Annotated in this window: 18 protein-coding genes; 7 read left to right on the top strand and 11 right to left on the bottom strand. The window is 71.3% G+C overall.

Annotation, left to right across the window (positions count from 1 at the left end; genetic code table 11):
• Nucleotides 1–13: 13 nt before the first annotated feature.
• From KGD87_RS16830 to KGD87_RS16815, 4 genes are all read right to left on the bottom strand, one after another.
• Complete coding sequence (locus tag KGD87_RS16830; RefSeq protein ID WP_284668416.1) at nt 14–550, bottom strand: hypothetical protein; 537 nt, start codon at nt 548–550, stop codon at nt 14–16.
• 31 nt (nt 551–581) lie between these two features.
• Complete coding sequence (locus tag KGD87_RS16825) at nt 582–3,509, bottom strand: CHAT domain-containing protein (RefSeq protein WP_284668415.1); 2,928 nt, start codon at nt 3,507–3,509, stop codon at nt 582–584.
• Complete coding sequence (locus tag KGD87_RS16820; RefSeq protein ID WP_284668414.1) at nt 3,506–4,099, bottom strand: RNA polymerase sigma factor; 594 nt, start codon at nt 4,097–4,099, stop codon at nt 3,506–3,508. Before KGD87_RS16820 ends, KGD87_RS16825 begins: the two co-directional genes overlap by 4 nt.
• Before the next feature lie 122 nt (nt 4,100–4,221).
• On the bottom strand, nt 4,222–4,917 hold the full coding sequence (locus KGD87_RS16815; protein WP_163784563.1) for a response regulator: 696 nt from the start codon (nt 4,915–4,917) through the stop codon (nt 4,222–4,224).
• A 153-nt stretch (nt 4,918–5,070) separates the two neighbouring features.
• Between KGD87_RS16815 and KGD87_RS16810 the strand changes: the two genes are divergently transcribed.
• The 3 genes from KGD87_RS16810 to KGD87_RS16800 all read left to right on the top strand — a co-directional run bounded on the left by KGD87_RS16810 (nt 5,071) and on the right by KGD87_RS16800 (nt 8,675).
• Nucleotides 5,071–6,876 carry an ABC transporter permease subunit gene (locus tag KGD87_RS16810; RefSeq protein ID WP_284668413.1) on the top strand — a complete coding sequence of 602 codons (1,806 nt, stop codon included), beginning with the start codon at nt 5,071–5,073 and terminating at the stop codon, nt 6,874–6,876.
• A gap of 105 nt (nt 6,877–6,981) precedes the next feature.
• On the top strand, nt 6,982–7,749 hold the full coding sequence (locus tag KGD87_RS16805; protein ID WP_284668412.1) for an alpha/beta fold hydrolase: 768 nt from the start codon (nt 6,982–6,984) through the stop codon (nt 7,747–7,749).
• 89 nt (nt 7,750–7,838) lie between these two features.
• Nucleotides 7,839–8,675 (top strand): SGNH/GDSL hydrolase family protein, encoded by an 837-nt coding sequence (locus KGD87_RS16800; RefSeq protein WP_284668411.1) that lies wholly within the window; start codon nt 7,839–7,841, stop codon nt 8,673–8,675.
• A gap of 19 nt (nt 8,676–8,694) precedes the next feature.
• On the opposite strand, the gene KGD87_RS16795 is transcribed toward KGD87_RS16800, so the two are convergent.
• The 4 genes from KGD87_RS16795 to KGD87_RS16780 all read right to left on the bottom strand — a co-directional run bounded on the left by KGD87_RS16795 (nt 8,695) and on the right by KGD87_RS16780 (nt 12,354).
• Nucleotides 8,695–9,867 (bottom strand): tetratricopeptide repeat protein, encoded by a 1,173-nt coding sequence (locus KGD87_RS16795; protein WP_284668410.1) that lies wholly within the window; start codon nt 9,865–9,867, stop codon nt 8,695–8,697.
• A gap of 40 nt (nt 9,868–9,907) precedes the next feature.
• The gene (locus KGD87_RS16790; protein WP_284668409.1) at nt 9,908–10,852 is read right to left on the bottom strand and encodes a Circumsporozoite protein; all 945 of its coding nucleotides are present in this window, start codon (nt 10,850–10,852) and stop codon (nt 9,908–9,910) included.
• 185 nt (nt 10,853–11,037) lie between these two features.
• A complete protein-coding gene (locus tag KGD87_RS16785; protein ID WP_284668408.1) occupies nt 11,038–11,847 on the bottom strand; it encodes a GspE/PulE/PilB domain-containing protein in 810 nt (269 codons plus the stop codon).
• A gap of 138 nt (nt 11,848–11,985) precedes the next feature.
• Complete coding sequence (locus KGD87_RS16780) at nt 11,986–12,354, bottom strand: arsenate reductase family protein (RefSeq protein ID WP_284668407.1); 369 nt, start codon at nt 12,352–12,354, stop codon at nt 11,986–11,988.
• 105 nt (nt 12,355–12,459) lie between these two features.
• Here KGD87_RS16780 and KGD87_RS16775 point away from each other — a divergent pair, with 105 nt between their 5' ends.
• A complete protein-coding gene (locus KGD87_RS16775) occupies nt 12,460–13,803 on the top strand; it encodes a right-handed parallel beta-helix repeat-containing protein (RefSeq protein ID WP_284668406.1) in 1,344 nt (447 codons plus the stop codon).
• A 7-nt stretch (nt 13,804–13,810) separates the two neighbouring features.
• On the opposite strand, the gene KGD87_RS16770 is transcribed toward KGD87_RS16775, so the two are convergent.
• The 3 genes from KGD87_RS16770 to KGD87_RS16760 form a co-directional block, all read right to left on the bottom strand.
• On the bottom strand, nt 13,811–14,875 hold the full coding sequence (locus tag KGD87_RS16770) for a trypsin-like serine peptidase (protein ID WP_284668405.1): 1,065 nt from the start codon (nt 14,873–14,875) through the stop codon (nt 13,811–13,813).
• 14 nt (nt 14,876–14,889) lie between these two features.
• Nucleotides 14,890–19,521, bottom strand: a complete 4,632-nt coding sequence (locus KGD87_RS16765) for an nSTAND1 domain-containing NTPase (protein WP_284668404.1) — start codon at nt 19,519–19,521, stop codon at nt 14,890–14,892.
• Nucleotides 19,522–19,629: 108 nt separating this feature from the next.
• Entirely contained in the window at nt 19,630–20,517 is an 888-nt protein-coding gene (locus tag KGD87_RS16760; protein WP_284668403.1) for a LysR family transcriptional regulator, read from the bottom strand.
• Nucleotides 20,518–20,778: 261 nt separating this feature from the next.
• Between KGD87_RS16760 and KGD87_RS16755 the strand changes: the two genes are divergently transcribed.
• From KGD87_RS16755 to KGD87_RS16745, 3 genes are all read left to right on the top strand, one after another.
• Entirely contained in the window at nt 20,779–22,146 is a 1,368-nt protein-coding gene (locus KGD87_RS16755) for an SBBP repeat-containing protein (protein WP_284668402.1), read from the top strand.
• A gap of 79 nt (nt 22,147–22,225) precedes the next feature.
• On the top strand, nt 22,226–22,936 hold the full coding sequence (gene rpiA, locus KGD87_RS16750; RefSeq protein WP_284668401.1) for a ribose-5-phosphate isomerase RpiA: 711 nt from the start codon (nt 22,226–22,228) through the stop codon (nt 22,934–22,936).
• Nucleotides 22,937–23,133: 197 nt separating this feature from the next.
• Nucleotides 23,134–24,837 (top strand): DUF1592 domain-containing protein, encoded by a 1,704-nt coding sequence (locus KGD87_RS16745; RefSeq protein ID WP_350102389.1) that lies wholly within the window; start codon nt 23,134–23,136, stop codon nt 24,835–24,837.
• Nucleotides 24,838–24,840: the final 3 nt, after the last annotated feature.

The raw sequence follows: 24,840 nt of genomic DNA, 5'->3' as shown, positions 1-24,840 counted from the left end.
TCCTCGCGGACCGTTATCGCGCCGCTGCCTTGCCCGCGGGCACCTGCACCCGGACGCCGGTGCGGCGCGCCGTCTGCAAGACGCTCACAGCCAGCTGCTTCACGTAGCGCTCCGTGAGGGCGATGCGCCGCGACTCCTCCTTGATGGGGTTCGGGTCCCCGGACGTCTCATGCTTGGGGTCGATGGCCAGGTCCACGCAGCCGTCCTTCGCTATCTTGGTGATTCGGCAATTGACGGCCATGGCGACGGTGACGCTGTTGGTGGGCGCGGGGGCGGTCTGCGTGGCGGTGACGGCGGCCTCGCTTTCGAGCGCCTGGGGAGCCTCCGCCGCGTAGGCCCGCTTGCCATCCCGTCGCTCCACCACGGTGTCCGTGCGCGGATCCACCAGGTAGGTGGAGCGCCGTTCGGGATTTCGGACGTCTTGCAGGGTGATGCGGACATAGGTGCCCGCGGGGATGTCCTTCGCGGGGTTCCAGTCCGGCGTGTTGCCGGTGTGCTGGCAGGCGGAGGCCAGCAGCAGACACGAGAGGGGGAGGAGGTACTTCTTCATGGGATGAACTCGCTCGATGGAGGGGAGGGGACTACTCGAAGAGGAGCACCTGCTGGACCCACGCGCTGGCGTGGCGCCGCGACCAGGCCTGCCGCTCGTCGCGCAGGGCCACGGCCGCGGGGACGCCTTCGCGAATCCGCGCCAGGACGGGCTCGAAGAAGGCGTGCGCCTCGTCGTCGGGAATCTCCTGCGTGGCGGCGAGGACGGCCCGCGCTCCGGATTCGATGAAGGCCAGCGGCAGTCCGAAGTTCTCATGCAGGTACGCGCTGGTGTGGCCCGCGTAGCAGGCCGCGAGCAGCACCACCGGCCGGCCTCGCAGCCGCTGTCCCTTCAAGTCTCCGGTGGTGAGCGCGAAGCGTCCGCCCGCGGCCTCCGGTGACAGCACGAGGACCGAGGCATCCGCCACCGACGGGTCGATGATGCCGTGCGCGTGGACCTGCACCTCGGTGGCGTCCCGCATGGCGGCGAGGACGCGCGGCGGCGTGGCCGCGGCGCCGCGGAGCAGGGTGAGCCCTTCGTCCGGGTCGCTGGCCGGGTTCCACGCGCGCAGCGCGGGCAGGTGCAGCGACGCGGGCGACAGCACGTCCGTCACGATGAGCCGCTGGGCCTTCGCTGGGGGCCGCGGCGTGCCGTGCGGGCCGCCCACCCGGTAGGACCAGGCGATGTCGGACGGCAGCAGCCCCGCGCGCCCCTGCACCGGCGGACGCGCGAGGACGTCCACGCTGGGGCAGGCGCGCAGGGCCTTCACCACCGCGGCGGGCACCAGGCCATCGACGCCCAGCAGCGGCGCCGTCCGGCCCGTGTCGTGGTGACCCAGGAGGCGTCCCTCCGCGTCCCGGGCCACGATGAAGGTCCGCTCGTCGTCCACCGTGACGCCCAGCACGCAGCGCTCCGGCGCGGGCATGGCGTGCTCCTCGGCGAAGAGGTCCAGCCCCCTTGCCAGCTCGCCCGTCCGGCCCGCGTCGAGGATGAGGGAGGTGTAGCTGTAGACACGCGCCTTGCGCGCGCTCACGTTCGCCGCCGGCAGCTTGGAGGCGTCGGCCAGCGCCTGCCGCAGCAGCGCCTGTCCCTGGCGCGCGTCCTGCTCCAGGTAGAAGCGTCCCTCGATGTGGCGCAGCAGCGCGAGGTCCCCCGCGTCCTGCGTGCCCGAGCCGCGCAGCGCCTCCAGTCCCTGCTCCAGCAGCCGCGCGTCCTCCGGCTTGCGGAAGGGCGTGCGGGCCAGGTCGGCCAGCAGGGCCAGCCGCGCCATGGAGGGCCGCTGGCTGCACTGAATGGCCCGGTCCAGCAGCTCCCTCGCCCCCGCGACGTCCAGCGCGCGGTGGTGCGCGAGCGCCAGGCTGGTGAGCGCCACCTCGGAGTCCGCGCAGCCCTCGGGCGTCTGGAGCAGCAGCTCCTCGACGTAGGCCCGCGCCAGCACCAGGTCTCCCTGCGTCCGGGCCACCTGGCCCAAATCCTGGAGCAGGTTCCGCTGAGAGCCCCACTCCCGGCTGTCGCGCGCGGCCCGCAGGGCGCCCAGGAAGCTGGCGCGTGCGTCGACGGGGCGGTGCAGCCGCGCCATCACCAGTCCCAGCTCCCGCTGCATCAACATGCAGCGGTACGCCTGCTTCCCGGAGGCCGTGCACGTCTTCACCGCGGCCTGGAGCCGCTCCCGCGCGTGCCGTGGGGCCTCCGACAGGGCGTCCGCCCGGGCCTGCCGCTCCTCGGCCAGCAGCGCGAACCACGGGTCCCTCGTCTCCAACGCGAGCGCCCGGTACTCGTCCGAAAGCTGGCGCGGGTCCGCGTAGGCGAGCGCGCCCAGCAGCAAGTCCTCCTGCCGGGCCTCGCGCAGCCGCGACAGGAAGGACTCCAGCGCGGGGCCCTTCACCTCGCCCCGGGTGAGGCGCGCGTACTCGCTGGCCAGGGGCGCGCGCGCGGAGAAGTCCCGCCGCGCGGTGCGGCGCACGGCGTCTTCCAGGTGCGTGCCGTCCTCCTTGCCGTCCAACACCACCGCCAGGGGGCGCAGGGACTCCACGCGCTCGGGCGAGGCCGCGGCGCGCAGGGCGTTGTAGAGGCACACGCGCGCCATGCCCGGAAGGGCCTCCGCCTGCGCGGTGGAGAGCGGCGCACCGCCTTCCACCATGCGCTGGCAGTCCTGGCGCATGCCCTTCCAGTCCCGCCGCTCCTGCTCCGCCGCGCTTCGCAGCGCCTGGGCGCGCTGGGCCGCCTCGTCGCTCCAGCCGCGCTCTCCGAGCTTCGCCACCTGCTCGAAGGACTCCGCGGCGCGCAGGGACAGGCCGAGCCGCTGGAGCGCCAGCGCCTGGTTCCAGAGCGCCTGGGCATGGCGAGGCCTGCGCTTCAGCGCGCGCTCCAGCAGGACGAGCGCCTTCTCCGGTTCATCCTGCTGGAGCGCCAGGGCCGCGCGGTCCGTGTCCAGGTCGGCGGAGGCGGGCAGCTTGTCGAGGAACGCGGACGCCTGGGCCAGGTCCCCGCGCAGCAGGAAGGCCGAGGCGATGCCCCGGTGGTCCGCCGCTTCCTCCAGCCGGGCCAGCTCGCGCAGCGCCAGGGCCTGGGGCCGGGCGCCCGTGCCGCTGCGCATCACCTGGTAGGGCCGGTGTCCGTCCGCGCCGGGATGGGTGAGGCGGACTTCCAGGGGCCGGGTGGCCGCCTCCGCCAGCCAGAGCTCGGGGGCGGAGCCCGTGGGCAGCGTCCGGGGCACCAGCACCAGCGCGGCCAGGCCCGCGGCCAGCGCGAGCGGCACCACCATCAGCCAGGACTTGTTCCGCCAGGGCGAAGGCGCGCCGAGCCGCTCCGGCCCGGGGCTGTTCAGCGCGTCGTCGGCGAGCAGCTCCAGGGCGAGCAGCTCCCTCATCCGCGACTCGCACGCCGCGCAGCGGGCCAGGTGGTGGCGGAAGTTCTCCGCGTCCGCGGGGAGCATCTCCCCGTCGACGAAGCGCTCCAGGTTGTCACAGACGCTGCTCATGATTCAGCCAGGCCTTCGTGCGAGGCGTCGTTGCCCCCCAACAGCTCGCGCAGCGCCTGCCGCGCCTCCGTGAGCCACCGGCCCACCGTCCCTTCCGTCGAGCGGAGTTGCTGGGCAATGGCCCTGTACCGCAACCCCGCGACGTGCAGCCGGTAGGCGTCCCGCAGGTGCGGCGGGCGCAGCTGGTCGATGGCCCGCTGGAACTCGTCGCGAGACACCCGCTCCCACCGCTCCCGGGGCGCCGCTTCGTCTGCGGCGTCCAGGTCCTGCACCAGGCGCAGCATGGGCGCGCCCATGACCTCGGTGCGCCGCCGCCGGCAGTGGTCCAGGAAGCGGTTGCTCATCGTGGTGCTCAACCAGACGCTCACCGCTCCCGCGTTCTCCGCCATCAGCTTGTCGAAGTGGCGGTAGGCACGCTCCAGCGTCTCCTGCACCAGGTCCTCCGGGTCGATGGCTCCACCCGAGCACAAGCGCCGGGCGATTCGCACCAATGCCGGCCGCCGTGCTCGCGCGAACGCGTCGAATTGACGGCGGTGCCCATCGCCCGGTCTGGCGAGGCCCTCTGTTGTGCTGCTCTCGTGTCGTTCCACCGGTGGGCTGCCCCCTGCGCACGGTGAGAACGGGCCGAGGGGATTCCCTTCGGTGAAATCGGACGGCGCGGTGCGTTATCGGATGGGTGTGGTGCGCGGAGGTCAGGCGGACCGCGGCGCTGTCAGGCGTCGCTCGCGCCAGGGCGGAGGGCGTTGACGGTCTCCAGGGTGGGCACCGGCACCTCCAGCCGGAGCCGCTGGGGGCCACCGACGTCGGCCATGAAGGACAGGCGCCCGCCGTAGCGCTCGAGCAGGCCGCCCACCACCTTGAGGCTGTCGTTGGCCAGCAGGCCCGCGAAGCGCTCGATGAGCGAGACGGCCTGGTCCGCCGGGAAGGACGGGTCGGCCACCTGCACCTTGAGCACCATGGACGCGGCCGACATGCCCACCTCCGCGTTCACGCCGTCCGGCGCTTCCCGGAAGGGCGCGTAGAGGCACGCCATCGTCTCACGGTGCCGCAGCAGGCCCTTGAGGTACGTCACCAGCTCCGCGTCGTCCCAGGGCTTGCTGATGAAGCGGCAGATTTCGCCCTCGTTCACGGAGGCCACCACGGACTTGAAGTCCGCATAGCCGGAGATGATGAGGCGCAGGGCCAGCGGATGGGTGCGTTTGAGGCGCTGGAGCAGCTCGCTGCCCGTCATTCCTGGCATCCGGAAATCCGTCAGGACGATGTCCGGGCTGAACCCTTCCAGCCGCTCCAGCGCCTCGTTGCCATTGAAGGCAATCTGGACCTCGAATCCCTCTCGCTTCAACAGTCGCTGCAGCGCGCGTGCGATGGGCTGCTCATCGTCGACCACCAGAACCTTGAACGCATCCATGACAACGTCGCTCCTCGGGCGCGCACTCTAGACCGGGCACCTCCGGAAAATCCCGGCATCTGGAAAATGAATGCCGGGTCATGTGCGCACCTGCGACAGGGTGGGTGTGATTGCTTCATCACATTGCGCCATGGGTTCATTTCATCGCCAGCAATGCACTCGCGCGTGGGGCTGCTGGCGGTGGGGCGGCTCCTGACGTATGGCGGGGGCCTCACACACGCCCGAAGGAGCCCGTCACTGTCCCAGGCAAGAAGGCCTTCATTCCTCCTGCCCTCCGTGCTGGCGCTGCTGAGCGCGTGTGGCGCGGAGCAGGACTCGGGACTGGCGCGGGTGCGCCGCACGGGGGAGCTGCGATGGGGCGCGGATGCGCAGGGTGGAGAGCCCTACGCCATGGAGGACCCGGACGCCCCCGGGGGCATGCGGGGCTTCGAGGTGGAGCTGGCGGAGGCCCTGGCGAGGGAGTTGGGTGTTCGGGCCCGGTTCGTCCAGAACGACTGGTCCAGCCTGGTCCCCTCGCTGGAGCGCGGCTCGTTCGACGTGGCGCTCAACGGCCTCGAAGTCACGCCGGCGCGCGCCGGGCGCATCCTCTTCACGCGGCCCTACTACGTCTTCAACCTGCGCTTGCTGGCGCGGCGGGGCGATGCGGCCGTCACCGGGCTGGAGGCGCTGAAGGCCCAGCGAGTGGGGACGCTGGCCAACTCCCTGGCGTGGGAGCTGCTCCAGCGCGGCGGCGTGGAGGCGGTGCCCTACGAGGGCGTGGAGGAGCCCTACATCGACCTGGAGCAGGGGCGGGTGCGCGCCGTGTTGATGGACGACCTCCTCGCGCAGCGCTACGGGCAGCCACGTCCAGGGCTCCGGGTGGTGGGCGACGTGGGTGAAGGCTACTACGCCATCGCCGTGCGGCCCGGTGAGGAGGACCTGCGGGAGGCGCTGGACACTGCGCTGGGGAACATCGCTCGCTCCGGCGAGCTGCGCGCCATCTTCCAGCGCTGGGGCATCGACAACGCCGAGCAGCAGCGCATGGTCGACTGGACGGACGCCCAGACGCGCGAGGTGCTGGCGCCCACGCGGACGGCGCGCATGGGCTGGGGACAGTGGGTGCTGTTCCTCCAGGCCGCGGGCGTGACGCTGCTGGTGTCCGTGGGCGCCATGGCGCTGGCCATTCCCCTGGGCGTGGGGCTGGCGCTGACGCGGCTGTACGGGCCTGGCTGGGCGGCGCGGCTGTCCACCGGCTACGTGGAGCTGCTTCGCGGCACGCCGGTGTTGCTTCAGCTCTACGTCCTCTACTACGGGCTGGCCGGAGTGCTCCGGTTGGACCCCCTCAGCGCGGCCATCCTCGGGCTGGAGTCCTTCGACGAGGGTGTGGTGCGCGTGGGCCCGGACACGCTGGCGCCGGGCGACGTCCGCGCGCAGGGCGAGAAGGTGCGCCGCATCCGCCGCCGCGTCGGCTTCGTCTTCCAGCAGTGGCACCTGTTCGCGCACCGCACGGCGCTGGGCAACGTGACGGAGGCCCCCATGCACGTGAAGGGCGTGGGCCGCCAGGAGGCCACCGAGCGGGGCCGGGCGCTGCTGGCGAAGGTCGGCCTGTCCCACCGCGAGGACGCGTATCCCTCCGAGCTCTCCGGCGGCGAGCAGCAGCGGGTGGCCATCGCCCGGGCCCTGGCCATGGAGCCGGAGGTGCTGTTGATGGACGAGCCCACCAGCGCGTTGGACCCGGAGCGGGTGGGGGCGCTGATTGACTTGTTGGAGCAGCTGCGCGCCGACGGCCTCACCCTGGTGGCGGTGACGCACGAGATGCGCTTCGCGCGCGAGCTGGCCTCGCGCGTGCTGGTGTTGCACGGCGGGCACATCATCGAAGAGGGCCCGCCCGCCCGGGTGCTCGCCCATCCACGCCACGAGCGCACGCGCGCCTTCCTGGGCCTGGGCCGCCTCCCCGCGCTGCGCACCCTGGGGGCCTGAGCGCCTCACTGGCACGGCGGCCCGCCCGCCGGGCATGCTGACGGACGGGCCGGGCAGAACCGGCGCGCCGGCGGTGTTCCTCGCCGCGTCCCGCGAAGGAGTGGCATGCGTCGAGAGGTCCAGTGGATGGAGTGGGGGCGGGGGCGAGGGCCTCGGGTGCTGCTGCTGCCCGGACTGGGCGCGCGTGGCTCCGGCTTCCAGGCGCTGGCCCACCAACTGTTGCCCTGGGCCCGTCCCATCCTGGTGGAGTACCCCGAAGGCGAGGCGGCGGCCTGCGGCGCGGGCGCGTTGGCGCGGCAGGTGCTGCGGGCCGTGGGGGACGTGGACGCGGTGGTGGCCAGCTCCTTCGGGGGCATGGTGGCCGCGCACCTGGCGGCGGCCGGCGCGGCGCGAGGCGTGGCCTTCCTGGGCGCATTCACCCGCACCGAGCACCTGGGCGTGCGCGGGCTCGCCATTGGGATGATGGGCCCCATTGCCCGGTGGGCCCGGCCGGGCGCGGTGGCGGCGGGGCTCGCGGCCTGGACGCCGGTGGCCTTCGCCCGGGTGCCCGAGGTCGTCCCCACCACGGCGCTGGAGCGCAGCTCCACGTGGCATCGCGCCCTGGCCATCCGGGGCGAGGCGCCCCCGCCGGAGCTGCGCAGGCTGCCCGTGTCCTGCGTCTGCATCCAGGGCACGCGGGACGTGCTGGTGCCTCCGTCCACGGTGGAGCGCCTGGCCGCGTCGCTACCGCCGGGAACGCCCCGTCACCTGCTGCGGGGCGCGGGGCATGTGCCCTACTTCACGCACCCGGAGGCGTGCGCCGGGCTCCTGCGGCCCTGGTTGGCGGCCCTGGACGCGGCGGCGCACCCCGAAGTGGAGACCAGCGCCGCCTGACGCGGCCCGGCAGGGGCGGTGCGGGGCCGGGTCGAGCCGAAAAGGGGGGATGTACGGATGGCGCGGGGCTCGCTACCTTTCGGGCGCCAATGCAGAACCGCCTCACGCGATTGCTCGTCACCCTCTTCGTTGTCTCCGCGATGCCCGCGCCCGCTGCTTCCGTGCAGGCGCCGTCGCCCTCCACCGTGCCGCCCTTTACCGTGCCGCTGCCCGCCGCGGTACCGGAGCCACCCGCCGCGACGCCGGCGTTGCCTGCGCCGCCGCCCGAAGTGGCGCGCAAGCACAAGGTGCTGCTGCTGGGGGACAGCCTCATCGCCACCGGCTTCGGGGAGTACCTTCAGGCCCAGTTGGATGCGCACCCGCGCATCCAGTCGGCCCGCCGCGCCAAGTCCTCCACGGGACTGGCGCGCCCGGACTTCTTCGACTGGATGGACGTGGGCCGCGAGGAGGTGGAGCGGCACCAGCCGGACGTCGTCGTCGTCATCCTCGGGGGCAACGACGGGCAGTCGCTCCAGGACACCCAGGGCGGCAAGGCCATCCGCTGGGGACAGGCGGAGTGGGAGGCCGCCTACCGCGAGCGCATCAATGACTTCCTGGCCGTGCTCTCCTCGCCCGGCCGGAAGATTGTCTGGCTGGAGCTGCCGACCACGGGGCTCAAGCGCTTCGAGCAGAAGCTGCGCATCATCCGCGCCCTCCAGCGAGAGGTCATCTCCTCCCGGCAGGACGCGGTGCACCTGGACACGCGCCCCTTCTTCACCGACGCGAAGGGGCGCGCGCTGCGTCAGGCCCGGGTGGATGGCTTCCGCAGGCCCATGCGCCTGCGCATGGCGGACGGCGTGCACTTCACCGTCGCTGGCGGCCGTTACTTCGCCAACAAGGTGTACCCCGAGGTGCTGGGCGTGCTGGGCCTGCTCCAGCAGGGGTAGCGGCGCGGCGAAGGCCGCGTCAGCGCGGGCTCAGGGCGGTGACGAGCCGCTCGGCCTGCTCGCGGATGTCGCGGTGGGTGCTCGCCTGGGCGCGCTGCGCGTGCGTGAGCGCCTGGGCCTTGTCGCTGTCGGCCAGGGCCAGCGCCAGGTTGAGGTGGACGCCCGCGTCATCCGGGTGGTGCTTCAAGGCCTCGGTGAGCACGGCGCGCGCGGCGGCGGCGCCACTGGGGCGCGACAGGTGCAGCACCGCCAGGTCATTGGCGGCGCCGGCCTCGGAGGGGTCCGAGGCCACGGCGGCCTCCAGCAGCTTCTGGGCCTCCGCGTCATCACCCAGCTTGCGGCGCACCTTGGCCAGCGCCACGCGCACGGGCACGGACTCCGGGGCCTTGGCCAGCGCCTCGCGGAGGATGCGGTCCGCCTCCTCGTCCTTGCCGGCCACGAAGGCGGAGATGCCGTGCAGGTAGATGGCGTCCGCGCTGTCGGGGAGCTGGAGGCGCAGCTCGATGGCGGCGCGCATCGCCGCTTCGGGCGCGCCGGCCATCAAGCACAGTGAGGCGAACTCCCGGAAGAGGGCCGTCTCCCGGGGGCTGCGCAGGATGGCTTGCCGGAGCGTGACGATGGCCGCGCCCACGTGCCCTTGAAGGAGCTGCACCCGCGCGGCGAGCTGGAGCGGCAGGTGCTCCGTCTTGCTGGCCTCCGCGGCTTCTTGATAGCGCCGTAGCGCCCGGTCCAGTTGCTTGTCACCCTGGAGCGCCATGCCCAGGTACGTCAGCGTCTGGGCGTTGCCGGGCTGCAGCGCCAGCGCGCGCTCCAGCGCCGGGATGGCGGCGGCGTACCGGTCATGCCCCAGCAGGGCGCGGCCGTGATTGATGACCTCGAAGAAGCCCGCCTTGGGCTGCGCGGCGAGCGCGGCCAGCAGGTCCAACTGGCGCGCATCACCCTTCTCCGCGTCCAGCCGGGCCAGGTGGCTCAGGGCCTCCGGGTGGGTGGGGTGCAGCGCCACCAGCCGCTGGAGCACCTCGCGGGCCGCCGTTTCGTCGTGCTGGGCCAGCCGCAACCGGGCCAGCCCCAGCAGCGCGCTGGCATCCTTCGGGTCCTGCTCAAGGGCGCGCTCGAACTCACGGGCCGCCTCCTTCAGCAGGCCCTGCTTCATGAGACGCGCGGCGGAGGATGCCAGTTTGGAGACGGCCATGAGCACCGATTCTAGCGGTGGGGACGTCAGGTGGGTACTTCTAGAAGACCGACTCCCAGGCATTCTTGATGCCGTTGCCCACGTCGCCCGCGAAGTCCGTCACGGCGTCCGCCGCGTTGGAGAAGACCTCGCCCGCGGCGTCGGCCACCGCGCCGCCCGCGTTGATGGCGCCGTCGACCACGTTCTCCAGCACTTCGCCACCGGCGGCGGCGGCCGTCTCACCCACGGCCCTCAGCACGTTGCCGGGGTTGACGGAGCCCTCGATTTCCACGCCCAGGCCCAGGCCCGCGGTGGCCTCCACGCCGACGTCGAACTCCAGGTTGCCGTTGTCGATGCCGATGTTGGCGTGCGCGTCGCCGCTGACACCCGCGCTGGCGCTGGCGGTGATGCTGCCGGACGCGAGCGTGTTGTCCTCGTGCTTCAGCTCGATGGAGCCCGTGAGGCTCGCCTGCGCACCCGCGAAGCCGGAGGCCGCGGCGTTGATGGACACGTTGCCGTCGGTGCCCACGTGCAGGTCCAGCTCGATGCTGCCCTCGGCGCCAATCCTGCCCAGCGCCTCCAGGTCCAGCTCGACGGAGTACTCCTCGCCGGCAATCTCGAACTCGACCGTCTTGGAAGCCCCGGCGCCCGCCTCGATGAGGTTGGCCTCGATGTCGATGTCGATGCTCACGTCGATGCCGGACAGGCCGATGTCCGCGTCCACCTGCGCATCCGCGGTGAACGTGGGGCCCTGGACGTGGGCGCGCGTGTCGATGCCACCGGGGCCGGTGCCGCTCACGTCGGTGCGGGCACCGCCGGCCGTGAAGCTGGACTGACCGCTCAGCGCGCTGTGCCGCGGCTGCTCCACCGAACCGGATGCGGAAGCCTGGGTGTCGACGCGCGGGCCGTTGCGTCCGCCCTGGGCCGGGGGCCGGGTGTCGCGAGCCGGCGGCGGCGGGGGCGGCGGCGGGAGCGGCTGCGGACGGTTGCCAATGCGGGGGGACATGAGGGCTCCGGCGAGATTCCAGGGCGCCCGGCAGGACGCCATCTGTACCCATTTTCCGTGATCCCATTCCCCAGTTGCTTGGCCCCTTTATTTTTTGAGAATCGAGGCCTGGATTTTTCTCGAACCAGGTGAGTCTTCGTCCTACTCCGCGCGCGAAGGTGGCCCATCGGGCGCTGAAGTAGGGCTCAGTGCGAGTGTGGGACCGGGTCGGGAGCGCCCGGGTGGGGCCTCAGCCGGCGGACGGCGCGCAGCAGGAGCTCCTCGTCCCGGGGGCTGGCCAGGAAGCCGCGTGCGCCGAGCTCGCGGGCCCGTTCAAAGTTCTCGTCATCGCTGCCGTGGACGATGAGGGCGCCCTCGATGTGGACCTCCCCGGCCAGCAGGCCCTCCATGGCCTGGAGGGGCGCGAGCACGACGTCCTCTGGCCCGGTGTGGAGCACCTCCAAGGGGGTGGCGGTGCGGGCCGGGAAGCCGTGCCTCGACAGCAGCCGGGAGATGAGCACCGCCGTGACGGGCGGCCAGCCGTAGAGCAGCAGGGGCCCCCCGGGCGCGAGCGTGGGGGGCGCGGGCGGCTCGGCGGGCGGCTTGATGCCATAGAGGTGGGCCAGCGCGCGGGTCAGCGCCGCGTCCGAGGCGATGTGCGCTTCGACGCGCGGCATGCCGGACACGGCGCGAACGGCGTCCACGGCCTCCAGCGACACGGGGGCGGGCAGCGCGACGTGGAGCACTTCCCGCTCGCCCTGGTCCAGCAGCACCTTTTCAACGCGCAGCGGGACGACCTGGTACTGGCGCGCCAGGCGAGCGGGGATGTGGTGCCGCAGCCCGGCGTCGGGTGGGCTGCGTTCCAGGTCCACCGCGTCCACGCCGAGCTGCTCGGAGAGTCCGCGAAGCACGTCGGCTTCGGAGCAGAGCCCCTCTCGCACCAGCGCCCGCCCGAGCGGGACATGCACCTCATGGTGATGCACCAGTCCCACCCGGAGCTGGGCGCGGTTGAGCACTCCCCGTTCCAGGAGAATCTCGCCGAGCGGACGTCGTGAGCCAGTCTCCATGAAGACATGAGGTCTTCACTCGACGCCCCGGCCGGCGAGAGGCGGCGGGCCGCGGGCTCGTCAGGTTGCCTGCCTTGCTGGCGGGGCTCAGCCGCGCGAGGCGAAGTGCTGCTCGTAGACCTCGGGCTTGAAGCCCACCAGGACGGCGTCGCCGGTGACGAGCACGGGACGCTTCACCAGCTTTCCGTCCGCGGCCAGCCACTCGACCAGCTCCGCGTCGCTGGCGGCATCCACCTTCGCCTTGCCGAGCGCGCGGTAGCTCTGGCCGCTGGTGTTGAGCCACTTGCGGACAGAGACACCGCTGCGGGCAATCCACTGCTTCAGCTCCGTCACGGTGGGCGGCAGGTCGACGATGGGGCGCACCTGGTGGGCCACACCTTGCTCCTGCAACCACTTCAGCGCCTTCTTGCAGGTGCCACAGCCCGAGTATGAGAGTACGAGGACGTCTTTCGCCATGCGCGCGCTTGTAACAGGGCACCCGCGCCCGTCCCAGCGGTGAGTCCCCGGGTCGTCCGGCCCCGGTTTGCGAGCCGTGAGCAGCGCGTGTTAGCGCCAAGGGACATGAAAGCCTTCCGCCGCTCGCGTTCGCTGTTCGCGCTTCCCGTGGTCCTGGTGCTTGTCGCCTGTTCGTCGGGGCCGGAGGACAGGCCCGCTCCCGGAGGCGACGCGGGCGTGACGGACGGCGGTGCGGACGCGGGCGGTGATGGTGACGCGGGCACGCCGGACAGCGGCACCGACGCGGGCACGCCGGACAGCGGCACCGACGCGGGCACGCCGGACGCGGGGCCGGACATCGAGGTCCCCGAGGATGGCGGCACGATTGTCAGGGGGACGTTGACGGGGCGGCTCACGGTGGGGGGCTCGCCGTACCGGGTGGTGGGCGATGCGAACGGGGTCGTCACCATCCCCCAGGGCCAGGTGTTGACGGTGGGGCCTGGCGTCATCCTGGACTTCCGGGGCCAGCCGGAGGTGACGGAGCGGGACGTGGATTCGGACGCCCCCGACAACGTGATGAACCACCAGGCGGGCCGCGTGGAGGTCCGCGTGTACGGCGCCATCCAGGTCCAGGGAACGGCGGAGGCGCCCGTGCTGCTGACGTCCACCAATCCCCGTGGCTGGTGGGGGATGAACTTCTACGGCGCCAATTCGGTGGGCTCGGGCGACCCGGTGTTCGAGCACATGATTTTCGAGAAGGTGCGCAAGAATCAGTACAACAGCGACCGCGATTGGACGCGTGGCGCGCTGTGGGTCTACTACCCGGGGCCGGTGACGATTACGGACTCGGTGTTCCGTGACAACGAGTCCTCCGCCAACTGCGGCGCGTTGGACCTGATGTTCACCGACGGCTCGCGGGTGGAGAACACCGTCTTCGAGAACAACCGCATCCGCGAAATCGACCGCTTCGCGCAGCCCGGCACCTCTTCGATGGCCGGCGGCGGGGCGGTGTGCATCACCCACGGGCGCAACACGGTGCTGCGCAACAACACGTTCCGGGGCAACTTCGTGGAGGCCTTCGGTGGCTCGCTGACGAGCGACCTCTGGGACCGGCCCATCCTCACGTGGCCGAACCCGCAGGGCATCTTCGACCTGGGCGGTGGCGCCGCCATCCACTACTTCCAGCCGGACAATGACCTGCTGGAGGGCAACGTGTTCGACGGCAACTTCATCCCGCTGGGCCCCGGCGCGGCCGTGCAGTTGGAGGACATCGGTGGCTCCCGGACCGTCATCATGCGAGGCAACCGCTTCGTGAACAACCGGGGTGGGGCCGGAGGCGTCATCACCTGCAACCGCGGCTCGAACACCGGCGAGCTGGTCATCACCCATGACAACGTCTTCACCGGCAACACGGTGAATGGACAGCCGGCCACGAACATGACGGGCGACTGCGGCGTGGTGGCGCAGTAGCGGTTCCTCACGGCCTGGCGAAGCGGACGCCCGCGCGGCTCAGCAGCGGGTCGTCCGCCAGTTGCCACAGCGCGACGGCGTGATTCTCCTGCCCGGTGCCTCCGAAGTGCAGGCCGAGCACGGCGTGCGTCTCCAGGTCCACGATGGGGGAGCCGGAGCTGCCTCCCAGCGTGGAGCAGTCATGGGAGAGCTGCTGCCGGGCCGCGTCCAGCGAGAGCAGCTCTCCCGGCTGGAGCCGCTTCACGCCGAAGGCGTCCTCGAAGATGCGCAGCAGCACCTCGGGCGGCGTCCGGCCGTGGTCCTTCATCGGGTAGCCCACGCAGTACAAGGCGCGGGAGTCCGCCGCGTCCGGTGCCTGGGTGGCGAGCCGCAGCGGCGCGGGACGCAGCACCGCTCCCGTGGGAGCGCCCAGGCGCAGCAGCGCCAGGTCATGCACGGTGTGAATCGCCGCGACACCCTGGATGGGGAAGGTGGCCTGGGCATCGCGTTGGTGCTCACCCAGCCAGTCCACCCGAGGCACCACGCCGAGCCGCAGCACCCACCTGTCCGTCGCCTGCCGACAGAAGTGCTGCGCGACGTGACGGTTGGTCATCACCAGCTCATCGGTCACCAGGAAGCCCGTGCCGAGCATGCCGCTTCCGGCCAGTTCGATGCGCCCGGTGGCGTCGATGGTCCGCTCGATGTCCTCGCGGTGCTGCTCCAGCACCTCCCACCCCACGGGCGGCGCACCGAAGCTGCCGTTCCGGATGGCGAGGGCAGGGCGCCCGAAGAAGGCGACGACCGTCTCCAGCGCCGTCCGCTCGGTGACGGACAGCGGTGTGTCCTCTCCTGAGTGCTCCAGCCGCGCGAGGACCTGGGCGCCCGTCGTGAGCAGGGCACGAAGTTCGTCGCGCAACGAGTCGACAGTCACCTGGCCGACGACGGAGGTGGGCACGCGCCAGGACGGTGGGAAGTGCGTGGCGACGAGCGCCTCCACGCCCTTGGGGCGCAGCGCCTCGCGGACCTTCGACAGGTCGCGGAGGGTGCGGCGTGCCCGGTGCAACGGCTCACGGCCTTGCGCGGTGGCGCTCATGGAGACGTCGTGCCTCACGGCGTCGGGCGGCCCGCCAGGGGTGCCGCTGGGAGAAGGGAGGTGTCGCAGATGGGCTGGACCGGTGCGTACTCGCGCCGTCCGCGCATGAGCGTGCAGGCCTGTCGCAGCAGGTCATCCATCCGGAGGGAGAAGAGATAGGCGCCGTCCGAGTCGAAGGACGCGACGCGCGTGCCTGCCGCATCGGCCGTCATCTCCAATCCGGAGGGGCCGCCATGATGCAACTCGGCCACGTGTCGACCATCGGCGGTCCGCCAGAAATGGAGCCTGCCCGACATGTCCGAGATACCGAAGCGCTCCTGTGCGTGATGGACCCGCACCTGGGTATTCGTGCTCAGGTTGATTCTGCGCACGAGCGCGCCCGTCTTCGGGTCGAAGAGGTGGATGGCGTTGTCCGTCACCGCGATGAGCCGGGAGGTATCTGGCGAGAAGGAGAGCGCCTTGACCTTCCCGTCGATGGCCGCCAGGGGCTGCCGCCGTCCGTTTGTGGCGTCGAAGAGGTAGGCCTGCCCCATCCAGTAGACGTCGGGGTGGTTGGCCACCGCGAAGTACTTCGAGTCCGGTGAGAACGCGGTGACGGCGGTTCCCTGGCTCGTAGGCAGCGGTGCCAGCCGCTTCCCCGTGGCGCTCTCCCAGAGGGCGGAGGACTCGGGCACGTTGGAGAGGGTGACGAAGCGCTCGCCATTTGGGGAGAACGAGGCGCCGTGTGACGTCATCGGCGATGTGGCCAGGGGCGCTTCGTGCGTGAGCCGGCAGGCCTCGGTGGAGCCCAGGTAGACGGCGCGGGAATCCTCGATGGCGAAGTGCTTGCCGTCTGGGGAGAACTCGACGCGGGCGCTTGGTGAGAACGTCTTCGTTGTCTGGCATCCGTCCTCGCCAGTCGCCCCATCCCGCCGGAGGTGAGCGCGAGTGCGCGGCGAGGCCACGGCGCGCTCGGTGGCGTGCTGCCAGTGCCAGTGGGCAGGAAGCGAGGTCAGGTGGATGCCTGCTTCGATGGGCGGCGGCTGAGAACGCGGTCCACGCGCCGCGTGGTTCACATCCCAGAACTGGACCTTCACGCCACAGCGGACGGCGAGGAACTGACCGTCGCGTGAAAAGGCGCCCTCCAGCGGCGGATGCATGCCGGTGACGTCACAGTCTCCCAGCACCGCCGTGGTGGCCGTCCGCCTGTCGACGAGCGAGAGCTGGCCGCTTTGTGGCTCCCGCACCACCATCCAGCGCAGGTCCCCGGACACGGCGAAGCCGCCCGGCACGTATTCGTCCCAGGTGGTGATATCGAGGCTCATTCGCGTCAGGCCGGGATCGGCCTGGACGAGCAGCGAGCGTCCATCCGGCGCGACCAGGGCGCGTTCCGCCCGATAGTCCAGGGGCCCCTTGCGGAACATCCAGCGCTGGGTGGCCTGGGGAAACCGGATGTAGGGGTGCGCGCCGGAGAGCGCATCGGCGAACTCGGCGACGCGGCGTCCATTTTCGAAGATGCGTCCGAAGAGCGGGTTGGGCGTCCATCGGGGTCGCCTCCGCGGGAGCTCCGCGCGGCCCTGGGCTGCGCCGGGGGCTTTGTCACAGAGGCGAACGGCGAGCGCCGCGGAGAAGACGTCGTCGAAGGCCCAGAGGCTGCATTCGTCGTCGAAGGACGGCATGAGCGCGTGCCCTTCGAGTTTCGTCAGGGTGCGCAAGTCCCTGCCCGAGGGCACGTCTATCAAGTGGAGGCTCACGTCTCCGCGCCGATCGCCGAGCACCGCCAGCTTGCTCGAAGGGGAGAAGGCGACCGAAGGGCCCGGGTCATGCGTGGTGATGCACCGGATACGGCGCGCCTCGGAGGTCAGGTCGTAGAGGCACGTCGTCTCTTCACCGCCCACCCAGGCGTAACGCGCGTCGCCCGACAACACGGCTTGGGTACAGGGCTCCTGGAAGGTCAGCTCGCGCAGCTTCTGGCCGGTGTTCGCGTCCCAGAGCTTCACCGTGCGGTCGAGGCCGGCGGACAACACGCGGTCGCCGCGCTCCGAGAACGAGATGGCGGTGACCTGGCCCTGGTGGGCTTCCGGGAGGGAGGGCACGGAGCCCGAAGCGTTCCACCGCAACAGGGCACCCTGGCGGCTCCCCAGCCAGAGCGTTCCATCTCCAGGTGAGAAGCCAAAGGCGTGGGTGTCCACGCCTGAAACGTCGGCGTGCAGCGAACGCATGCACTCCATCGGCGCGCCTTCCGGGCACAGGTCGACGGACTCGAACTCGCGCAGCAGGCGGGCGGTGCGGACGTCCCAGAGCCGGCTGACGAACCGCATGGACGGAGACAGCACGATGCCGCGAGTGACGAGATGCCGTGAGTCCGGCGAGAACGCGCCGACGGTGCGCGCCTCGAGCTCCGTGGACAAGGGCGCGGAGTAGAGGAACGCGATGATGGACTCGGTCAGCGCTTCCGTCACTTCATCCTGGGCCGCGTCCAGGCCTTCCTGGGGGCTTCCCGCGAGCTGGATGGCCCGGGTAAGTGCCTCCACCTCGCGCCCGGGGCTGCGCGACAGGCTCACCACGGCGTCGGCTTCGGAGATGCGCAGTTGCTGGGAGAGCCGTTTCGAGGTCGCTGCCTCGGCGGCCACGGCAAGCTCGGCGGCATCCTTCGCTTCCACGGCCTGTTTCTCGGATGCCACCGCCCGGAAGTAGAACCCGCTCACGCCCAGCAGGGCGCTGACGGAGGCGCCCAGGGCGAGCCACAGGTTTCGTCGTGCCCGTCCTTGCCGCCGCCGCGCTGCTTCCTGGCCGCGCAGGACGTACCGTTGGGCCAGCGCGCTCGTCTGGTGCGCATGGAGGGCGAGCATCGCCTGCGCGCGGGTGAGCGCCTCGCCTCGCGGCAGCCGGTGCTCGGCTTCCTGGCGCTGCCGGGCGCGCTCCGCTTCCCACCACCGCTCCGCGTCGGCCTGCACGGCTTCGTGCCAGCGCCGGAAGGCCCGGTCCTCGGTGCGCAGCTTCACGAAGCGTTGCCAGTGCGTGAGGAGCGCGTCGTGAATCAGCTCCACCGTCTCTCGCTGCTGATGGCCATCCTGGGCTGTCACCAGGAGCCGCCCGTTGACGAGCACCTGGAGCACCGCGTCCACCTCGGCCTGCTCACCCAGCCGCCCGCGCAGCACCTCCAGCGGCACCCGGCGTCCCTTGTCCTCCAGGCCGCTGTCCGCCTCACCCAACTGCACCAGCTCCAGCAGCAGCCGGTCCGCCAGGCGGCGCTCCGAGGGCGTCAGCGGTTCGTAGACACTGTCCGCCCAGCGCGCCAGTGCGCCGAGCAGCCCCGCGCTGGCGTTGAAGGCCTCCAGGGTCATCGCGCCATCCCGCGACGCCTGCCATAGCTGCGTCAGCGCGACCTCCAGCAACGGGAGCACGGTGACGCGTGCGCCCGCGCCGGACTCCACGCGGAACTCCTCCTGCGCGGCCAGGGCGATGGAGTCCACCACCTCGGGCGGGTCGAAGCGCAGGCCCACCTCCCGGGCCGGACCGGAGATGATTTCCCGAAGCTCCGAGGGCGTCAGCACCGACGGCACCTGCACCCGGTGCTCACCGAGCAAGGAGCGCAGCCTGGGCGCGCGCTCCGACAGCACCGCGTCGAACCCCTCGCGCAGCGCCACCACGCACGTCACTGGCAACGACGCGTCAGCGAGCGCGGAGAGCTGCTGGAGGAAGCGTTGATGCCGCGCCAGCTCCGCGCTGCTTCCCCGAAGGAGCACGTCCTCCAGCTGATCGATGACCAGCACCAGCCGCTTCCCTGGCTCCGGATTCGCGGCCCGCCACGCCTGGACGCGCCCCACCAACTCCTCTCCAGCGGGCAGGCCCGCGCCAGCCAGCGCGGCGAACGGCTCCAGGCCCGGGCGCAGGGCCCGGACGTCCCAGTGCTGGCTGCCCGGAATGGACGCTCCATTCCGCAGCGCGGGAATCAGCCCCGCGTGGAGCAGCGACGACTTGCCACTGCCCGACGGGCCGGAGACCTCCACGAACCGGGGCAGCTTCGCGAGCAGCGGCAGCAGCTGTTCGTCCAGCACCCGCCCGCGTCCCTTCCAGAACCGGGCGTCCGATTCTCGGAACGACGCCAGGTCCCGGTAGGGGCAGTCCTCGGAAGCACGCAGCGCCGGACAGCGCGCGAGCAGCTGCTCCGTGGGCGTCGCATACGCCTCCCGCGCCTCCGAAACCGCGGCTTTGAAGCGCACCACGCCCACCACGCGCCGCGTCTGCTCATCGAAGAGGGGACTGCCGCTGAAGCCCTCCCGGATGTCCGAGCCGTGCAGCAGCAGCTTGCGGAAGTCGCCGTCCCCCGTCGCGTAGCCGATGGTGCCGCGGGCCCAGGTGCCCGTGTCATCGAAGCCCCGTGGAAATCCGAACGTGGCGAAGCGATGGTCCGCGCTCCGCTCCGCGCTGCCCAGGGGGAGCGGCGTGGAGGGCCCTCGGAGCGGGCGCGTCAGCTCCAGCACAGCGAGGTCCGCCACCTCCGTCGGGCTCGATGCGTCGAGCCGCAGCCGCGCCGAGGCCTTCTCGTGGCTCCGCAGGACCTCCAGGCAGATGGCGTCGCGCTCGGCGTCGCCGAGCGTGTCGAGCACGTGCCAGCACGTCACCACCAGGCGCTCGGTGACGAAGAACCCTGTTCCGAGCACGCGCTGCCGATCCCTGCTCAACACGCGAACGACGCCTTCTCGGAGGTCACTGCCTTTCATGATGTGCGCGAAACTAGCACGCGCACCCAGCGCTGATTCCAGGCGCGCTCAGGAGGTGGATTCCGTCTCCGTGAGCGCTTCCACGACACGGCGGGCGGCCCGCCCCAGGGTGGTGCCCGCGCGGTGGTGGAGCTGGGGATGGAACGCGTGGGTGGCGTCGCCCGCCAGCTTCAGGGCCTTCAGCTCGCCCCGGCGCAGCTCGCGGGCGGCCATGTATTCGGGCAGCCACCCGAAGCCCAGGCCCTCCATGATGGCGGCCTTCTTCGCCGCGAAGTCATTGAGGTGCACCGTGGAGCGCGTCTCCAGCGCGCCGGTGCTGAGCTGAAGCCGCGGGTCCGAGCCGCGCACCGTGAGCACCAGGTGTTCGGCCAGGTCCTCGTCCTTCAACGGTCCCCGCCGCCGGGCCAGGGGATGTCCCCGGTGGGCCACCAGGATGGCCTTGAGCTCCGGCAGGCGGTATGTGCGCAAGCCCGGCACGGTGGGCGGCAGCAGCGTCACCATCAGGTCCGCCTCCTCGCGCGCGAAGGCCGCCTCCACGCCGGAGAGGAACTCCGCGGAGACGTGGAAGCGGGTGCTGGCGCCCTCGGCGCGCAGCTCCTTCACCACGCGCAGCAAGGGCTCGGCGGGGAAGATGCCGTCGAAGACGATGCGCAGCGCGGGCTCCCAGCCGGCGCGAATCTCCGCGCACGCGGCCTCCAGCTCGCGCTCGGCGACCAGCAGCTTGCGGCAGTGCTCCAGAATCCGTTCCCCGGCGGGCGTCAACCGGGTGCGGTAGCCGCGCCGGTCGAGCAGCGTCAGCTCCGTCTGCGCCTCGAGCGTGCGCAGCGCGTACATCACCGCCGTGTGTCCCTTGCGCAGGGCCTCCGCCGCGGCGGTGAAGGTGCCGTGGCGGGCAAGCGCGTCCAGGGCGCGGGCCTGCTCCAACGTGACGTTCATGCCCGACATTGTGCAATTTTCAGACAGGCCCGGGCACTTCTTTGGGGAGGGCCCCCATGGCTTGCTCATGCTCGGGGTTCGCGGGACCTGGAACGTCTAATCCGGAGTAGCCGGGTTTGTGTTTCACGCGCAGTCTCAAGTGACGCGGTGCCAACACGCCGCGTCACGTATTTCCCTCTCAGGGACGCCGTCGTTCGGGATTCTCAACGCCTGCTGGCTGCGTAGAGTGCGGGCGGAGATTTTCATCCCGAGGAGTCGCCCATGGTTCGTGGTTGGCAGCGGTGGAGCGCGTGCGGAGTCCTGGGTGGCTGGGCGCTGCTGAGTCTTCCCGGGGCCGCGCTCGCGAAGGCACCTCCGTTGCAACAGGTCACCAGTTGGGTGCACCAGTCCGGCAGCCCGCAGGACGAACTGGCACAGGCGGTCACCACCTCGGGCGACGCCGTCTATACGGCGGGCTACACCAGCGGGCGGCTCGGCGCGGACCCCTCGGCGGGGGGGCAGGACGCCTACGTATCGAAGTACGACGCCGCGGGCGCGCTGCTGTGGACGCGGCAGCTGGGGACGTCCGCGAATGACCGTGCGCTCGCGGTGTCCGCGGACGAGGCTGGCAACGTCTACGTCGCGGGCTACACGTGGGGCAGCTTCAGCTTCTACGAGAACGCCGGCGGCACGGACTTGTTCATGGCGAAGTACGACGCGAAGGGCGTCTTCCAGTGGGTCCGGCAGTTCGGCACCGCCACGGATGACTACGCCACGGGCATCGCCGCCACGCGGCTGGCGTCACAAGACGCCGTCTTCGTCAGCGGCTACTCGCTGGGGCGCTTCGATGGCTCGGCCCCGCAGGGCAACTACGACGTGGTGGTGGCCAAGTTCGACACGGGCGGCAATCCCTATTGGCTGCGGCAGTTCGGCTCCGCGCGCAGTGACGTGGCGCTGGGCGTGGCCGTGAGCCGCGACGAGGACGTCTACGTCACCGGCTACACCTTCGGCAGCCTCGACGGCGTGACGAACCCGGGCAACACGGTGGACCTGTTCCTGACGAAGTACAACGTCCTGGGTGAGCCGCGGTGGGTTCGCCAGCTCGGCTCCTCTCATGACGAGTTCGGCACCGGCGTCGCGGTGGCGGACGATGGCGGCGTCTACGTGTCGGGCTACACGTCGGGCGCGCTGGAGGGAAACGTCCGCCTGGGGGCCTATGACGCCGTGCTGGTGAAGTACGACACCGAAGGCCATTGGCATTGGACGCGGCAGCTTGGCACGGCGACCACCGACTACGCGCAGTCGGTGGCGGTGGGCAAGGAGGGCCGTGTCTACCTGGCGGGATTCACCTCCGGCGCCATGGGCGGCGAGCCGTCGCTCGGGAGCACCGACATGTTCCTGGCCAGCTACGACAGCCACGGCACATGGCTGGATTTCCGGCAGGTGGGCTCCGCGTCGGCGGACCGGGGCCAGGGCGTGGCCACCTCGCGGGACGGCGCCGTCTATCTGGTGGGCTACACCTTGGGGCAGGCGTCCAGCTTCCCCAGCGCGGGTGGCTACGACGCGGTGCTGTACCGCTTCCTGGATGGCGCCACGTCGCCGGATGAGCCCGGGCCGTGGGAGCCCCGAGGGGACTCCAAGGGCCTCTGACAAGCCGTTCGCCGTCCAGCACGGGACACCGCGCGCGGGCCCTGGGCCAACGCGCGCGCCGCCGCGCTACGCTTCCGTCATGAGCCAGCAGGACGACGGCGCGGCGACGGCCCGTTACAAACAAGCGGCCGCGGAATGGGCGGTGGACGGCTTCCTCCAGCCGGGCATGGTGGTGGGGCTGGGGACGGGCAGCACCGCGGCCTTCGCCGTCCAGCGGTTGGCCGCGCTGCGCGCGCAGGGGCGGCTGTTGGACGTGGTGGGCGTGCCCACCTCCCGCGCCACGGAGGCGCTGGCGCGCTCCTGGGGCGTGCCCGTGACGACGCTGGACGCGCACCCCGTGCTGGACGTCACCATCGACGGCGCGGACGAAGTGGCGCCGGACCTGTCCCTCATCAAGGGCGGAGGTGGCGCGCTGCTGCGCGAGAAGATCGTCGCGCAAGCAAGCCAGCGCGTCGTCATCGTGGTGGACACGGGAAAGCTGTCCCCCGTGCTGGGCACGCACGGGCCGGTACCGGTGGAGGTGCTGGCGTTCGGTTGGCGCTCTCAGGCGCGGTTCCTCGAGTCGCTCGGCGCGCGCGTCTCCGTCCGGCACGCCGCCGGCGGCGAGCCCTTCCTCACGGACCAGGGCAACCTCGTGCTCGACTGTGCCTTCGGTCCCATGGACGCGCCCGCGTCGCTGGCCGCGAGCCTGGGCGCGCGCGCGGGAATCCTGGGCCACGGTTTGTTCCTCAACCTCACCACGGACCTGGTGGTGGCCGGGCCGAACGGCGTGGAGCGCCGCGCGCGGTGAAGTCAACTCGGTGTGCCCGCAGACCCGGAGTCCTCCCGCACCCAGAAGGCAAACAGCGTCAACGTAGGTGGTTGTGTGGCCAGTATTTTATGTATTCCTTGCATTCACCGCTACGCGGCGCCAATCCCAGCGCAATTCCCGCAGCTTGCCTGGACGTCCAGGGGCTTTGAAGCGCCGCGCTAGAATCGTGACGGACCGTGTTGGTGAAGCGGTTAGAATCGTCCGCCAGCCAGCACTTCAGAGGGGGCCCATCTGGGAGTGGCTGGTTCGAGGGTGCCTTGCGTATGCGACTCTTCCGTTTCTCCGTTTCCGCGGCCTTGCTGTTGTCAGCGGCGTCGTGCTCTCCCGGCAAGGCCTCGTCAGGGACACCTCCTGAAGTCGACGAGGCCTCGGCGACGCGTGTGCGGCGCATGACGCGCGCGGAGTACGACAACAGCGTCAACGCCATCTTCCCCACGACGGTGCCGCTGGTGATGACGTACGCCTTCGCGCCGGAGGACACCATCCTCGGGTTCTCCACCCACGACCGGCTGCAGGTCACGTCCCTGCTGGCGGATCAGATTGACGTGGCCGCCAACAACCTCGCCGAGTACGGCAAGGTTCAGCTGCGCGAGGACTGGACGTGCGCGGCGGACGTGCCGGAGCTGGAGTGCGCGGAGAAGTTCATCCGCGGCATCGCCACGCGCACCAACCGCCGGCCCGTCACCGATGACGAGGTCGCCGACTTCCTGGTGCTGTGGCAGGAGGCGCGCAAGGGGACGGACCCGGCCACCTCGGCGCGCGTCGTGCTCCAGGGCATCTTCTCCTCGGCGTCCTTCCTGTACCGCACCGAGCTGGGCGCGGAGGGCGCGGGCGCCAACCAGGTGGTGCGGCTGACGCCGTATGAGGTCGCCACCGCGCTGGCCTTCACCATCACCGCGGGCCCCGCCGACGCGGCGCTGATGGCGGCGGCGGAGGCGGGCCAGCTTGATTCTCCGGACGAGCGCGAGAAGCACGCCCGCCGGCTGCTGGCCACGCCCGCGGCGCAGAGGCACTTGTTCCGCTTCGTCGAGGAGTGGATGGGCCTCACGGGCCAGGCCAACCTCACCAAGAACAACCAGGTGTTCCCGGCCTTCAGCGAGGCCTTCAAGGCCTCCAGCAAGGCGGAGACGCGGGACTTCATCAACCACATCCTGAAGGAGCGCAACGGCTCCGTCCGCGAGCTGCTCAACGCCGACTACACCTACGCCGACGCGCGCATGGCGTACTTCTACGGCTCCCAGCCCACCACGCCGGACGGTACGCCGGGCCGGCTGCCGCTGCCGCCCGAGCGCGCGGGCATCCTCACCCACGCCAGCGTGCTGGCCACCTACGCGCTCTTCGACTCCAGCTCGCCCATCCGCCGCGGCAAGTTCATCCTGCACCGCCTGCTGTGCCGCGAGGTGCCGCCGCCGCCGGCCACCATCTCCATCATCCCGCCGGAGCCGGTGCTGGACCGCACCACGCGTGAGCGCTTCGCCGCCCACACCAACAACCCGACCTGCGCGAGCTGCCACCGGACCCTGGACCCCATCGGCTTCGGCTTCGAGGACTTCGACGGCCTGGGCAAGCACCGCACGGAGGAGAACGGCCTGGCGGTGGATGCCTCCGGCTCCGTGGAGCTCGCCAATGGCACCGTCCCCTTCACGGGCGCCGCGGCGCTGGCCCGCGTGCTGGCGACCAGCGATGACGTGGGGGACTGCGTGCCGCTCCAGCTCTTCCGCTTCGCCATGGGACGTGACGAGTCCCCCGTCGACGAGCACATGCTGGCCGACATGCGGTCCATGTTCCGGGCCAACCCGGAGTGGCGGCTGGGTGATGCGCTCGTCGGCCTCGTGCGCTCCCCCTATTTCGTCCACCGGCGTACCTCTTCCCCCGAGTAGCCC

The sequence above is a fragment of the Myxococcus sp. SDU36 genome (assembly GCF_030168875.1).
GTDB classification, from domain to species: Bacteria; Myxococcota; Myxococcia; order Myxococcales; family Myxococcaceae; genus Myxococcus; species Myxococcus vastator.
The sequence above is the reverse complement of the archived record's forward strand: the minus strand, read 5'-3'. Positions and strand labels throughout refer to the sequence as shown.